The 13,338-nt window shown below is 69.1% G+C and carries 12 protein-coding genes and 1 tRNA gene; 9 read left to right on the forward strand and 4 right to left on the reverse strand.

What is annotated here, in order from left to right; translation table 11 throughout:
• Positions 1 to 52: 52 nt before the first annotated feature.
• A complete protein-coding gene (locus BUB97_RS22650; protein WP_245818420.1) occupies positions 53 to 1,276 on the reverse strand; it encodes a tetratricopeptide repeat protein in 1,224 nt (407 codons plus the stop codon).
• Between the two features lie 22 nt (positions 1,277 to 1,298).
• Between BUB97_RS22650 and BUB97_RS22655 the strand changes: the two genes are divergently transcribed.
• Positions 1,299 to 2,441: an OpgC family protein gene (locus tag BUB97_RS22655; protein WP_073139331.1), complete on the forward strand. Its 1,143-nt coding sequence runs from the start codon at positions 1,299 to 1,301 to the stop codon at positions 2,439 to 2,441.
• A 5-nt stretch (positions 2,442 to 2,446) separates the two neighbouring features.
• On the forward strand, positions 2,447 to 3,184 hold the full coding sequence (locus BUB97_RS22660) for an SGNH/GDSL hydrolase family protein (RefSeq protein WP_073139334.1): 738 nt from the start codon (positions 2,447 to 2,449) through the stop codon (positions 3,182 to 3,184).
• Here BUB97_RS22660 and obgE read toward each other — a convergent pair.
• From obgE to rplU, 3 genes are all read right to left on the reverse strand, one after another.
• Complete coding sequence (gene obgE / locus BUB97_RS22665) at positions 3,181 to 4,185, reverse strand: GTPase ObgE (RefSeq protein ID WP_073139337.1); 1,005 nt, start codon at positions 4,183 to 4,185, stop codon at positions 3,181 to 3,183. The two genes, BUB97_RS22660 and obgE, sit on opposite strands and share 4 nt — an antisense overlap.
• Before the next feature lie 83 nt (positions 4,186 to 4,268).
• Entirely contained in the window at positions 4,269 to 4,538 is a 270-nt protein-coding gene (gene rpmA, locus BUB97_RS22670; RefSeq protein ID WP_073139340.1) for a 50S ribosomal protein L27, read from the reverse strand.
• 29 nt (positions 4,539 to 4,567) lie between these two features.
• Positions 4,568 to 4,876, reverse strand: a complete 309-nt coding sequence (gene rplU / locus BUB97_RS22675) for a 50S ribosomal protein L21 (RefSeq protein ID WP_073139342.1) — start codon at positions 4,874 to 4,876, stop codon at positions 4,568 to 4,570.
• A gap of 404 nt (positions 4,877 to 5,280) precedes the next feature.
• On the opposite strand from rplU, the gene BUB97_RS22680 reads away from it, so the two are divergent.
• The 7 genes from BUB97_RS22680 to BUB97_RS26420 all read left to right on the forward strand — a co-directional run bounded on the left by BUB97_RS22680 (position 5,281) and on the right by BUB97_RS26420 (position 12,934).
• Positions 5,281 to 6,579: a hypothetical protein gene (locus BUB97_RS22680; RefSeq protein ID WP_073139345.1), complete on the forward strand. Its 1,299-nt coding sequence runs from the start codon at positions 5,281 to 5,283 to the stop codon at positions 6,577 to 6,579.
• Positions 6,580 to 6,990: 411 nt separating this feature from the next.
• On the forward strand, positions 6,991 to 8,187 hold the full coding sequence (locus BUB97_RS22685; RefSeq protein WP_245818421.1) for a D-alanyl-D-alanine carboxypeptidase family protein: 1,197 nt from the start codon (positions 6,991 to 6,993) through the stop codon (positions 8,185 to 8,187).
• Between the two features lie 204 nt (positions 8,188 to 8,391).
• Positions 8,392 to 8,481 (forward strand) — tRNA-Ser (locus BUB97_RS22690).
• Between the two features lie 178 nt (positions 8,482 to 8,659).
• Positions 8,660 to 9,976 carry a tyrosine-type recombinase/integrase gene (locus tag BUB97_RS22695; RefSeq protein ID WP_073139350.1) on the forward strand — a complete coding sequence of 439 codons (1,317 nt, stop codon included), beginning with the start codon at positions 8,660 to 8,662 and terminating at the stop codon, positions 9,974 to 9,976.
• Positions 9,977 to 10,904: 928 nt separating this feature from the next.
• Complete coding sequence (locus tag BUB97_RS26010) at positions 10,905 to 11,426, forward strand: hypothetical protein (RefSeq protein ID WP_139281434.1); 522 nt, start codon at positions 10,905 to 10,907, stop codon at positions 11,424 to 11,426.
• A 472-nt stretch (positions 11,427 to 11,898) separates the two neighbouring features.
• Positions 11,899 to 12,354 carry a DUF2934 domain-containing protein gene (locus BUB97_RS22705; protein WP_073139356.1) on the forward strand — a complete coding sequence of 152 codons (456 nt, stop codon included), beginning with the start codon at positions 11,899 to 11,901 and terminating at the stop codon, positions 12,352 to 12,354.
• Between the two features lie 430 nt (positions 12,355 to 12,784).
• Entirely contained in the window at positions 12,785 to 12,934 is a 150-nt protein-coding gene (locus tag BUB97_RS26420; RefSeq protein ID WP_175562721.1) for a hypothetical protein, read from the forward strand.
• Positions 12,935 to 13,338: the final 404 nt, after the last annotated feature.

The raw sequence follows: 13,338 nt of genomic DNA on the forward strand, positions 1-13,338 counted from the left end.
GGAAGAATTCCTTCTTCCTCTCCCCGGGACAGACCGTCACCCCAAAATGGATCTAATCCCGGCGAAGGAGGAGCAGGGTTCCGCCCACCGGCGTCCCGCGTTCCTCGCGCAGGACCACCTCCTCCCGCCCGAGCAGGCTCAGCCGCGTTGCCCCGGCCAGGGCGAGCACATGGCCGGGATCGTGCCGGTAGCGCATGCCTTCGCCCAGTGCGTAGGGCACACCCTGCCCCGTCTCCAGGCTGAAGGCGGCGTGACCGCCGGGGCGCAGCGCGGCGGCCATGGCGTTCAGCGCGGGGGCGAGGTCGCCGAGATAGTTCAGCACGTCCGAGGCGGCGACGAGGTCGTAGGCGCCGCGATGGGCGACGAGGAACTCCACCAGCTCCGCCTCCTCCAGCGCGTCGTAGATGCCGCGCTGGCGGGCCACATCGAGCATGCGGGGGGAGAGGTCCACGCCGGCCATGTGCCGCGCCCAGGGGCGCAGCGCCTGGCCGGACAGGCCGGTGCCGCAGCCGGCATCCAGCACGTCCAGCGCGGCCTGCGGCATCAGTCCGGCCTGCCGCAGCAGCCCGGCCAGCGCCTCGGGCGTCTGGTAGCCCAGCGTGCCCGTCAGCTCCGCCTCGAAGCGGGGCGCATAGGTGTCGAACAGGTTCCGTACATAGGCTGCGGGGGGCTTGGCCGGGGCCTTGCCCTCGCCGAGCGCGGCCATCAGGAAGCGCGCCTGCGCCGCGACATCCCCGCCCGCGGAGAGGGCGCGCCGGGCCGCCTCGGCGGCGGCGGCATTCGCGCCGCCTTCCCGCAGCCCATGGGCCAGGGCGAGCTGCGCCTCGGGGTCCTGGGGCGTGAGGGCGACGGCCTCGCGCAGATGCGGCATCGCCTCCCCCACCCGGCCGAGGGCGCAGAGCGCCTGGCCCAGGTTGCGGCGGGAGACGGCATCGCCGGGCCGCTTGGCCACGGCCTTGGTCAGCACATCCACCGCGCCCTCGAGCTGCCCGGCCTCGGCCAGGGTGGCGCCACGGGCGGCGAGGAAGATCGGGGATTCCGGATCCATCGCCAGGGCGCGGGCCGAGAGGGTGAGCGCCAGCTCCATGTCCCCGAGCTGCCGGGCCGCGATGCCGAGGAGGTTGGTGGCGTTGGGCTCGTCCGGCACCAGCTCCACGGCTCGGCGATAGAGGGCGAGCGCGCCCTGGATATCCCCGATCCCATGGCGCGCCGCGCCTTCGCGCACGAAGGCCATGGCCCTCTGCCGGGGGTCCTGGGGCGTGCTAGGCTGCTGCATCGGGTGCTCCGGAAAGGCCGGTATGGGAGGATTGATCCGCCAGGGGCGGGATCTGCGCGTAGATCTCGCGCGCGGGATCGCGCTCTGGTTCATCTTCGTCGACCACGTCCCCGGCAATGTGCTGGGCCGGCTGACCATCCGCAACGTGCTGCTCTGCGATGCGACGGAGGTGTTCGTGCTCCTGGCCGGCTATGCCGCGGGCATTGCCTATGGCCGCCAGCTGGAGCGGGAGGGATGGCTGCGTGCGGGCGCCCGGGTCTCGGGGCGGTGCTTCACCCTCTATGTCGCGCACATCTTCCTCTTCGTGGTCTTCACCGCCCAGGTCGGGTACTCGGCCGCGACGCTCGACGCCAGCGCCTATCTGGACGAGATGCACCTGGACCCCTTCGGGGACCGGCCCTACCTCGCCCTGCTGCAGGCCCTGCTGCTGGCCTATCAGCCGGCCTTCCTGAATATCCTGCCGCTCTACATCGTGGTGCTCGGGCTGTTCACCCTCGCGCTGCCCTTGCTGCGCCGCCCGGCCTTGCTGCTCGGCGCTTCGCTGTTGCTCTATGCGGCGGCGCGATGGGTGCCGCTCAACCTGCCCTCCTGGACCGGGGGCGGCTGGTTCTTCAATCCCTTCGCCTGGCAACTCCTCTTCGCCATCGGCGCGGTGCTGGGTCATGGGGCCACGGCGCCGGGCAAGGGGCTTCCCTGGCGCCGGCCGGTGGGGGCCGCCTGCCTGCTGGTGCTGCTGCTCTCCTTCGCGGCGACGCTCGTCGTCTATCTCCGGCGGGACCTGATCGGCCTGCTGCCCCTGCCCGTGGCCACGGTGGTGGATGCGGTGGACAAGTCGGCGCTGCACCCCTTCCGGCTGCTTTCGATCCTGGCCCTCGCCTATCTCGCGGCCCATGCGGTGCCGCGCGGGGCGCGCTGGCTCAGGGGCGCCGCCGCCCATCCCTTCGTGCTGGCCGGCCAGCAGGGCCTGCCGGTCTTCTGCGCCGGGATCTTCTTCTCCTTTCTCGGGCGGCTGGCGCTCGAGTGGTCCGAGGATTGGGGGATGCAGCTGGCGGTGAACGCGGCCGGGCTGGGGGCCATGGTGGCAATCGCGGCCATGGTGGCCTGGTCCCATGCCAAGCCACCCCGCCCCGCCTTGTCCGTTCATCCCGCAACCGATACGGCTTGAGCGCCATGTGCCGCCCGGCCGCCCGATTCGTCCTCCTCCTCGCCCTGCTGCTCTCGCCGGTGCTGGCTTCCGCCACGCCCTGCGGCGCGCCGGACGACCTGATCGAGCCCGTGCCCCTGCCCGCGACCGCCGCGGCGGTGGCGAACCGGGTGCTGCCGGTGCTGGTGGTGGGCTCGGCCAGCGTGGCGGGGCCCGGCGGCAGCGGGGCGGACAGCGCCTATCCCGCCCAGCTGGAGGCGTTGCTCGCCCGCAGCTTTCCCGGCACGCGGGTGGAGGTGGTGGCCCAGGGCGGGCGCGGGATGCTGGCCGCCGACCACCTGGCCCTGATCCGCACCGCGCTCGGGCAGCGCCGCCGGGCGCTGGTGCTCTGGCAGGCCGGCACGGTGGAGGCGGTGCGCGGGGCGGATATCGGGGAGATGACCGCCGCCCTGCAGCAAGGCGCCGAGCGCGTGCGGGAGGCCGGCGGCGACCTCATCCTGCTCGACCCGCAATGGTCGCGCTTCCTGCGCGCCAATGCCGATGTGGAGGCCTATCGGGACGCGCTTCGCGCCGCCGCCGCCGCCACGGGCGCCGGGCTGTTCAGCCGCTATGAGCTGATGGGCGCCTGGGCCGAGGCCGGCACGGTGGATGTGGAGCGCGCGCCGCGAGAGCTGAAGGTGGTGGAGGTGGACAAGCTCAACCGCTGCCTCGCGCAATCCCTGGCCGAGATGGTCGCCCAGGGGGTGGCGGAGGCGCGGCGCTAAGTTTTCTCGCGCGCCTTGTAGATGGTGTCCGCCAGCGCGCGGAGCGCCTCCGGCACGCCGGCGCCGGTGGCGCCCGAGATCAGCAGCGGCTCCTTCCCCAGGGCCCGGGCGAGCGCCTTGACGCGGCTGGTGCGCGCCTGGGGCGTCATGGCGTCCATCTTGTTCAGCGCCACGATCTCCGGCTTTTCCGAGAGGCCGCCGCCATAGCCCTCCAGCTCCGCACGCACCGTGCGATAGGCCTCGACCGGGTCGGCCTGGGTGCCGTCGATGAGGTGGAGGAGCACGGCGCAGCGCTCGATATGGCCGAGGAAGCGGTCGCCCAGCCCGGCCCCTTCATGCGCGCCCTCGATCAGCCCGGGGATATCGGCCAGCACGAATTCCTCGGTGGCGTTCAGGCGTACCACGCCGAGCTGCGGGTGCAGGGTGGTGAAGGGATAGTCGGCGATTTTCGGCCGCGCGGCGGAGCTGGCGGCCAGGAAGGTGGACTTGCCGGCATTGGGCAGCCCGACCAGCCCGGCATCGGCGATGAGCTTCAGCCGCAGCCAGACCCAGCGTTCCTCGCCCGGATAGCCCTTGTCGGCCCGGCGGGGGGCGCGGTTGGTGCTGGTCTTGAAATGCGCGTTGCCATGGCCGCCATCGCCGCCACGGCAGAGGATGGCGGTCTGGCCCGGCTGGGTGAGGTCGGCCAGCACCGTTTCCTTGTCGTCGGCCAGGATGACCGTGCCGACCGGCACCTTGAGGATGACATCGTCCGAGGCCGCGCCGGTGCGGTCCGAGCCCGCGCCGTTGCCGCCCTTGCGGGCCTTGAAGTGCTGGGCATAGCGGTAGTCAATGAGGGTGTTCAGCCCCTCCACCGCCTGGGCGAGGACATTGCCCCCGCGGCCGCCATTGCCGCCGTCCGGCCCGCCGAACTCGATGTACTTCTCGCGCCGGAAGGCGACCACGCCGTCCCCGCCGTCACCGGCCTTGAGATAGACCTTCGCCTCGTCGAGGAACTTCATGGGAACAGGACTTCCAAACGAAAGCGGGGGCCACGAAGGGCCCCCGCGATTCGCAATCTGATCCGCAGCACTGGGCTGGGAGCTTACTCGGCCGCTTGGGCCAGCGGCTCCACGGAGACCGCCACGCGGTGGTCGGCCTTGCGCTCGAACTTCACATGCCCGTCCACGGTGGCGTGGAGGGAGTGGGTGCGGCCCACGAGCACGTTGCGGCCCGGGAGCATCTTCGTGCCGCGCTGGGTCACGATGATGTTGCCGGCGCGAACGGCCTGGCCGCCATAGAGCTTGACGCCGAGGCGCTTGCCCGCGGAGTCGCGCCCGTTGCGGGAGGAGCCGCCCGCCTTCTTATGAGCCATCTGTCAGGTCTCCTGGTCTGGGCCGGGGATCAGAACTCGCCGATCCGCAGCACCGTCTGGTGCTGGCGGTGGCCGTTCTTGCGGCGGCTGTTCTGCCGGCGGCGCTTCTTGAAGATGATCACCTTGTCGCCGCGGTTCTGCTCGACGACGGTGGCGGTGATGGAGGCGCCCGGGACGGTCGGCGCGCCGATCTGCAGGCCGTTCTCGCCACCCAGGGCCAGGATGTCGTGGAAGGTGATGGTGGCGCCGGCCTCGGCGTCCAGCTTCTCCACGGTCAGCACGGCATTGGGGGTCACGCGGTACTGCTTCCCGCCGGTGCGGATCACTGCGTAGGTCATGGGGATGCGGTCCGCCTTCGTCTCGGCTCTTCGGTCGTGCAAGAACCGGCGGGGCCCGCGCCCGAAACGGGGGGCCTCACCGGAGAGGGGCGGCCTATAGCGGGCCGGGGGTCCGGGAGTCAACCATCAGATGGGGCAGGCGACGCGGCGGAGGATAGGGCCGGGCGCCGAGCCGTGCCGTCCGGGCGGCCAGGTCCAGCTTCGCATCCTCCCCGGCTGCGACGGCGATGACACGCGCGCGGTGCCGGCACGCCGCGCCCGCCGAGCGCCGGCCGTTCTGACGAGGCCGTGAGGCGCGGGCTTCCCTGCCTTTGCGCCCATGGGCGCCCACACTACCCTCCGCCCGCCATCCGCCGGCGAAGAGGACCGGCGGCCCTTCCTCCCCATCTCGTGGATGCGTGCGCGTGCGACTGTTCCCCCTTGCCTTCGCATGGCTGGCCCTCTCTCCCCTTGCGCCGTTGCAGGAGGCATCGGCGCAGCCCGCCGCCCCCTCCCGCCCCGGACCGGCCGCGGAGGCGGTGGAGCTCATCGAGCAGGACATCCTCTTCGCCCATCACCGGATTCTGGGCACGGAGCCCGATTTCCGCGCCCTGGCCGAACTGGCCGTGGACAGCCGCCCGCCGCCGGCCCGCCCGCCACGCGACCCCGAGCGGGAACGGCGATACCTCATCACCCTCGCGGAGCGGAAGCTGAAGGCGGAGTTCGGCGCCTTCGACATGGGCCGCGTGTTCAGCCTGCGCGTGGGCACCGACATCCTGGGGCATGACGCGGAGCGGGGCGGCATCCCGCTTCGCACCGGGGCGCTGCGGGGCATCTCCATGCGCAACGCGGCGGACCGGAACCTGGGCTTCACCCTGCGGTTCCGGAACGGCGCCGCCATCGGCACGATTCCCACCACCGATGCGGACGCCGCGGCCGCCATGCTGCAACGCGCCCGCCTCGCCTCACTGGGCGACTGGGCCGGGCGCGGCGTGCTGACCATCCGCTTCGTGCTCGCCGCCTCGCTGCCCCTGCTCCCCGAGATGGGCGATGCCCCCGTGCTCGCCGAGATCGTCTCCGCCGAAGTGGAGGCGGAATCCGGGATGCGGCTCCACAGCTTTGCCTCGGTCGGCTCCCGCCAGGCCGCCGCCGCCGCGCGGCGCGTGGGAACACCGGCCCTGGCGGCGGCGGACCTCTCCGGCCTGCGGATCGGCATGCCTCTGGCCCAGGCCGGAGAGGTCGCGCTCCGCCATTATCCGGAGGCGCGCCCGACGGGCTTCTATGCCGACCTGCCCGAGGCAGCCACGCGCGGCGCCCGCGAGCCGAAATGCTCCAGCGGCCTCGTCGCCGATCTGCGCGCCTTCGACCTGCCGCTCGCGCCCGAGGATTCCTACGGCGCCTGCATCACGTTCCAGGCGGATGATCCCGCCGGGGCCATGGCCGGGCATGTGGGAGAGGTGCAGGAGCTGCGCTTCCTGCCGGAGCTGACGCCCGAGGCGCTGCGCCGGGAGCTGGAGCAGCGCTTCGGCCAGCCCGTGGCCGAGTTGCCGACAGGCCAGCTTCTCTGGATCGGGCGGGATGCGGAAGCGGGCGCGCGCTCGGGGCTGCTCGAATTGCAGGCGGAGTTCGTCTCCCTCGCCGAAGGTGGCCCTCGGCGCGAGCCCGGCTCCCTGCTGACCCTCACGCTCCGGCGGCGGGCCGTGCCGGCCGGCGAGGAGAGCTGAGCGTCCGGGCGGCGAAGCCTCGCGCCCCGCGGTCACAATTCGACACAGCACGCTCCGCCGGCGGCGGCAACGCGGCCGCTGCAGCGTTGCGCGACGCGGCCTGCGCCGCTGCGCGAGATGGCGGCGTGTCTGCAATAACCCTGATAGCGCAACGGCTTTTCGGAAGCTGTGCGCCACGCGGCGCTTTCATCGCTGCGGCGGATATGCATGCTCGGCCGCGCAGGTGCCATCCAGCCGCGCAGCGGCACCTGACGGGCAAGGATAGCCCGGCCCTTCGCAGGGCCGGATCGGTCCCCTTTGCCCGCGGGTGCCGGGGGGCGCCCTTGCGCAGGATGGGGGGACCTGCCGATGCCGCATGCCGGACACCGGACCGGTTGCCGCGCGCGTGCCGCGATGCGGCGCCTGGGCGCGATGATCGCTACCGTTTCAATCCTGGTCGCGGGGGAAGCCCTCGCCCAGATCGGGGACAGCCGCTACGCCGCCTTCGTGCAGGATGCGGCCACCGGAGAGGTGCTGCTGGCGATCGATGCGGATGAGCCGCGCTACCCCGCCTCGCTGACGAAGATGATGACGCTCTACCTCACCTTCGAAGCCCTGCAGCGCGGCTCGATCCGCGAGACGACGCCGCTGCGCGTCTCCCGCCATGCCGCCTCTATGGAGCCTTCCAAGCTCTGGCTCCGCGCCGGCTCGACGATCCGCGTGCGCGATGCCGTCATGGCGCTCGTCACGAAATCGGCCAATGACGCGGCGGTGACGCTCGCCGAGCGGATCGGCAAGGGCAGCGAGGCGCAGTTCGCGGCGATGATGACGCGCAGGGCGCGCGCCCTCGGCATGTCCCGCACCACCTTCCGCAACGCCTCGGGCCTGCCCGATCCGCGCCAGGTCACCACGGCGCGCGACATGGCGATCCTGAGCCGCCGGCTGATCCAGGACTTCCCCGAACGCTACGCCTATTTCAGCGCAACCGGCTTCTCCTGGCGCGGCAGCCACATGCCGAACCACAACCGTCTGCTCACGCGCTACGAAGGGGCGGATGGCATCAAGACCGGCTATATCCGCGCCAGCGGCTTCAACCTGGCGGCCAGCGCCATGCGGGACGGGCACCGCCTCGTGGCGGTGATGTTCGGCGGCAGCACGGGGCAGGAGCGCGACGAGCATGTGATGTCGCTGCTCGACCGCGGCTTCGACGACCTGGCGCGCGGCGGGCCCGGCGGGGTGCTGATGGCGCGGCGCGGCAACGGGTTGCGGCTGGTGGGCAGCGCGAATGCCGCCTCCATGCTGCCCGCGCCGCGCCGCGTCGTCCCTTCCGTCCCTACCCCGCCGCAGGAGGCGGTCCGCCCGGCCCGGCGCGCGTCGCAAGCCGCGCGCAGGCCTGCCCCAGGCCGGGATTGGGCGGTTCAGGTCGGGGCCTATGCCGAACGCGGCGTCGCCCAGTCCGCGGCGCGCCGCGCCGCGAGCCGTGGCGGGCGAACCGAGATCCGGCGCGTGCGCGTGCGGGGGCGTTGGCTCTGGCGCTCCCGTGTGGGGGGTCTTTCGGCCGCGCAGGCCCGGAGTGCCTGCCGCGCGGTGCGGGGCGGGTGCATCGTCATCCCCGGCCGGCGGAGTTGAGCCAGTTCATGGCGGTACGCTTCTGTTCTGAGCTGTTGGTTCGGAGCGGCGCGCGTGGAGTGGCCCCATCGGATCGCTAACCGGTCCGACCGGGAGGCCGTGGATCTCTGGATCATGAGTGTCCTGGACATGCATCTCTGACCCGCCTGCCCCAGCCTGCCTTGACGAGGCCCTCCTCCCCTCGCTAGGACCCGCCTGCGGCTTGGAGAGGTGCCAGAGTGGCCGATTGGGCCGGTCTCGAAAACCGGAGTAGGGGCAACCCTACCGTGGGTTCGAATCCCACCCTCTCCGCCAGCTTACATTCCCAAACAGCCCCACCCGATCCCAATATTTCCTAGACTTCCTCGGAAATTGGCTCCATCTGTTCCCCTCGGAGCAGGTCGGTTGTCCCATGCAGTCCCGCCCGTTCTCCGTTTTTTCCGGGTAAGGAACCGGGTAATCTGACGGGCAACCGGGTAATGGAGGGCTGAGGGTGCTGACGGACCGCCAGGTGAAGGCCGCGGCGCCCCGCGAGAAGCTGTATCGCCTGCCTGATGGCGACGGCCTGCGCCTGCAGGTGATGCCCAGCGGCTCCAAGCTCTGGCACTACCGCTACGAGATCGGCGGCAAGGAGAAGACCCTCTCCATCGGCACCTATCCCGAGGTCTCGCTGGCCCGGGCGCGCGAGGAGCGCGACGCGGCGCGGGCGCTGGTGCGGCAGGGGCGCGACCCCAGCATCGAGAAGAAGCTCCGGCGCGTCGCCCAGATCGCTGCGTCGGGCGTCACCTTCGAGACGGTGGCGCGGGCCTGGCACGACCAGGCGAAGGGCGCCTGGGCCGCCCGCCATGCGTGGGACGTGCTCAACAGCCTGGAGGCGGATGTCTTCCCCACCCTGGGTCCCCTCCCCCTCGCCGAGATCACGCCGCCCATGGTGCTGTCCGTGCTGCGCGCCATCGAGGCCCGGCCGGCGATCGAGACGGCGCACCGGGTCCGCCAGCGGATCTCGGCCGTGTTCGTCCACGCCATCGCCACGGGCCAGGCCGAGGCGGACCCGGCCGCCGTCGTGAAGGCCGCGCTGCGCCCGGTGAAGCGCGGCCGCCAGCCCGCCCTGATCTCCCTCGAGGAGGTCCGCGAGGTGCTGCGCGCCACCGGCGCCGAGGCGGCCTCGCCCGTGACGCGCCTCGCCATGCGATGGCACGCCCTGACCGCGGCGCGTCCGGGCGAGACGGCGGGGGCGCGCTGGTCCGAGCTGGTGGATCTGGACGGCGCCGAGCCGCGCTGGGTGATCCCGAAGGAGCGGATGAAGGGGCGCGAGGAGAAGAAGCGGGAGCACGTCGTGCCCCTGACGCCCGAGGCGGTGGCGATCACGAAGGTGCTGTGGGACCTGACGGGCCGGTCGCCCTTCATGTTCCCCAACGCCCGCCATGCTCACCGGCCGATGAGCGAGAACGCGCTGGGCTATCTGCTCAACCGGGCTGGCTTCCACGGCCGCCATGTCCCGCATGGCTGGCGCGCCGCCTTCTCCTCGATCATGAACGAGCGCTTCCTCGCTGACCGCGCCGTGATCGACCTGATGTTGGCGCATGTGCCGAAGGACAAGGTCGAGGCGGCCTACAACCGGGCCGAGCACATAGCGCGGCGCCGGGAGCTGGCGCAGGCCTGGGCCAACCTGCTGCTGGACGGCATGCCGGCTCCGGAGGAGCTGCTCGACGGGCCTCGGCGGAACGTCAGCCGCGCCTCGGCAATTCCATTGGGCCAGGACGAGCCGGTGGTGATCCAGCGGCATGGCCGCCTCTTGCAAGTGGCCTGAACCAGTTCCGGACTGCCGTAGTCCAGAGCACGTGATGCGCCGCTGCCCGCTGGGTAGCGAGGCTCCCCGCACTGGCGTCTCGTCGAGGCCTAAAAACGACAGCTCGCTCCCGTAATGGACACGGAAGAGTGCTTGCGTACGCACTGTGCCGCATGGTCGCGAGTAACCAATTAGCACATGGACTACCCGCTTAGAATCTCTCCGTTCCGAGCTGTAGGTAGGCCTACGCTGCAATACCGGCTTTCCGGCGATTTCCAGAAAGGAGATCCGCGATGCGACGTGAGCATGAGGCTGAGTTGTCCGACCGCCTCGCTGAGGAACGCAGCGAAGGCGAAGGAATGCCAGAGCACCCTTCCAAGGCTCAAGATCCCGTACGTTGGGATGCTGAGCGTAGCACAAGGGTGTCGCCATCTTCTCCTGCTCGGCACGTCGGCCACGGGGCGTTGCTCGGACTAGCGTTGCTCTCCTTCGGGATGCTTGCAGTGCTTTCATCCGCACGTGGGATCATCCGCTCGATGAAGTATGGACGCCGTCGATAGCCCTTGCATCGCCGCACAAGCCCTTGCATCGCCGCACAGTGCTTCGTCGGTAGATCGGCAGACACCGGGCAGACGGGGCGATACCCACAGCCAAGTTCGAGGAAACCACCGTGCCCAAGAACCTGAAACGCGGGAATCGCGAAGCCAAGAAGCCGAAGCAGCCCAAGACAAAGGTGACTGTCGCGAACTCGATCTTCACGGCAGCACACGCAAAGGCACCGCCAACAGCGCCAACGAAGGGCTAAGACCGTCTCGAGATCGTCCTCATGGGTGGACAACGGTGCGGGCAGCCAGGTGAGCCCAACTCAGGGCAGGTGCCACACCCGGACCATTGAAGGTGAACGTGACGCCCGCGATTTCGCAGAACGCACGACGAGGGGATCGGGATAATGGACACAAACTACTCGAACAGCCGTGGAGTTCTGCCGGGTTTGCGGCGAGCCGAGGCTTCTTCCAGGGCTCATGAGCCTCAGATCTCATTGTCCCTCGCCGAACTGTATGCAGAGCAGGACAACCGTCGGCTAAAGGGCATGGAAAGCGCCGCTGACGCCGAGAGGATAGGACGAACCCAAGGGAGAAGCGCCCGCGAGCGTTTTGACGCGCGGCAGCTGACAGACACCGATCGTCAGGAGATCCTATCGAAGATTCGGGTGGGATTTGAGAGCGGACAGCGTGAAGTGACGCTTTCATCCTGGCACTCCGACTTCTGTACCGACGGTGGACGAGGAGTGAACAATCGCTTCGCTGACTGGCAAAACACTCTGCCGGCCGGCGCAAGGATCTTCGTGAAGTTCTGGCAGGAGGCCCTGCGCCCGGGCGGCTTTGGGCTAAGTAGCCGGATACTGAACTTCCCGGGCGGCGTACTCGGAGATGTGGGCCTCTTCGTCACGTGGCCAGAAACGAGAGCCTAGAACGCAATATTCGGCGTGGCGAAGATACGTCTTGTTCGTCGCGCAAATGTAGAGCAATCTATTGTAGCTGGCCGCAGATTGATTACCGATCGGGATGCGTTAACTCGCCAGCACGCCTGCTCGTTCGACCGTAGTTCACCCCGATCAGCACTCCAGAATGTAATGCACGGCAGAGCCGTGGTTGGCCTCTCCGTAAGCCACTTGATCATTGACTAGCTACGGTCGAGCCGGCGTTCTTGCCCGAAGCCTTCTCCATGCCGCCACACCTGCGCAAGTGCGTACTGGGAGCGCATAGGTCGGCATCGTGCATACGACCTACCGGCGCCTTTTTGGCTTTCAAGCTGACTAAGGTGCCGGCGACTAAGATCGGTGCACACGCGATGTGTGTTCAACTCAGCGACGGCAACTGGCCAGCAGCATGCCCTCCGCGCCGAGTGTAGCCGCTTGCTCAAAACCAGAAAGGAACAGAGCCATGTCTGAGCGCCTAATTGACGTACTCGATGAGCACGGCCGGGTTCGACACACTTATCCAATCACGTTGGGAGAGCCGGGCGCCTCCGCAGCGGAGGAGAGCTATGAAGCAAAAGCACTGGAGGCCGCGGCACACAGTGAGCTGGCACCGGACGAGGAGCTCCGGGAGTTCACTGCAAAGCCTCATGCTAGTCGGAGCGGCCCGTTGCAGCCGTATGGCGATTCGCTCCGCAGCGATTCGGAGACGAAGCTTGGCCTGGAGCAGGTGGTCCGTGAGCACGCTTACTTGCTGTGGGTTGAGGAAGGGCGGCCGGAAGGTCGGGCGACTGATCACTGGAGGCGGGCACTCGAGGAGCACGTTCGCCACCGTGCATATGTGCTCTGGCGCCAGGAGGGCTGCCCCGAAGGCCGTGCCGAGGAGCATTGGAACCGTGTCTGCGAATTTCAGGAGTTCTGAGGGAAGAAAAGCGTCGTCTTAAACCTTGTTCTGCCGCAGGGCCGGCTGGAGGAGCACTGATGAATAAGCTGATGTGGCGTATCGCCAGCAACATCGAGCCCGCTGCAGAATCCCTATACAGGGCCGGAACTCCAGGAAAATGGAAAATCTCCTGGGAACTGAATCGGAGTTTGACTCGTGTCGCAACGGCCGGGGTAGACCATCGGAGTGAGTTTTGCATGCAGCCTGCCGCAGGCTGCACGTGGACACCCGGCTCTATGGCCGCAACAGAGATCGCTGACGTAGGCGCGAAGCTATTCCTTACGCTCGGCACGGCGAGTTGGTCGCGCGACAGTGTGCCGGATCAACATAGCGTCTCCCCGCTCATGGCTGAGCGCATTAGAGACGCCGAAATGCGCGGTGAGAAAGCGCCGTCGCGAGGAGGTCATTGATGGTTGGCGCTGCATTCTTCTGGTGGGCCGCGGCGATGCTTGCCATCGGTGCCGTTGCGCTGATCGCCACGCAGCTGGGACTTGGTCTTGCTTTCCTCGTCCTGGGTGCCGCGGTTCTGCTGGGTTACCGGGCTGCAGCGGTAGGCTGATCCTCACAGCAATCCGGGCAGTCGCCCTCTTGCGCACGTCAATATACATCCCGAGTTGAACGTGCCGTTCGGCGTGGGTTCGACAGCTTCAAGCGCGGTCCTTCCCCCATCCGCCGCGCTAGTCGGCGCTCTACTCATCCGCCAGGCGACGTCGTCGTACCCGACAACGTCGCCGCAGCTTGGGTCGCCGGTGCTGAATCGGCCCTCCCAGCCGTAAGTGCGGCGCTTCCTTCGCGGGTGCCTTTCAACTCCGCCACGCATCTCACCGAGCAGGTTTCCAGGCTGACACCGGAGATCCGCAAGATGCCGGACCAATGCATCCCATCCGACCTCCGGAACTATCTCGGATGCCTAACAGGTTGCTGAAGAAGTCGGCCCTCGACGCGATTTGAGGAACATGATTC

The organism is Muricoccus roseus, assembly GCF_900141905.1.
GTDB lineage: Bacteria > Pseudomonadota > Alphaproteobacteria > Acetobacterales > Acetobacteraceae > Roseomonas > Roseomonas rosea.

Bases quoted from the DNA above. Each gene is read 5' to 3' on its own strand.
- BUB97_RS22655 (WP_073139331.1), top strand. From the start codon at position 1,299: ATGGGAGGATTGATCCGCCAGGGGCGGGATCTGCGCGTAGATCTCGCG.
- BUB97_RS22660 (WP_073139334.1), top strand. From the start codon at position 2,447: ATGTGCCGCCCGGCCGCCCGATTCGTCCTCCTCCTCGCCCTGCTGCTC.
- BUB97_RS26420 (WP_175562721.1), top strand. From the start codon at position 12,785: ATGGTTGGCGCTGCATTCTTCTGGTGGGCCGCGGCGATGCTTGCCATC.
- rpmA (WP_073139340.1), bottom strand. From the start codon at position 4,538: ATGGCTCATAAGAAGGCGGGCGGCTCCTCCCGCAACGGGCGCGACTCC.
- obgE (WP_073139337.1), bottom strand. From the start codon at position 4,185: ATGAAGTTCCTCGACGAGGCGAAGGTCTATCTCAAGGCCGGTGACGGC.
- BUB97_RS26010 (WP_139281434.1), top strand. From the start codon at position 10,905: ATGGACACAAACTACTCGAACAGCCGTGGAGTTCTGCCGGGTTTGCGG.
- BUB97_RS22650 (WP_245818420.1), bottom strand. From the start codon at position 1,276: ATGCAGCAGCCTAGCACGCCCCAGGACCCCCGGCAGAGGGCCATGGCC.
- BUB97_RS22705 (WP_073139356.1), top strand. From the start codon at position 11,899: ATGTCTGAGCGCCTAATTGACGTACTCGATGAGCACGGCCGGGTTCGA.
- BUB97_RS22685 (WP_245818421.1), top strand. From the start codon at position 6,991: ATGATCGCTACCGTTTCAATCCTGGTCGCGGGGGAAGCCCTCGCCCAG.
- rplU (WP_073139342.1), bottom strand. From the start codon at position 4,876: ATGACCTACGCAGTGATCCGCACCGGCGGGAAGCAGTACCGCGTGACC.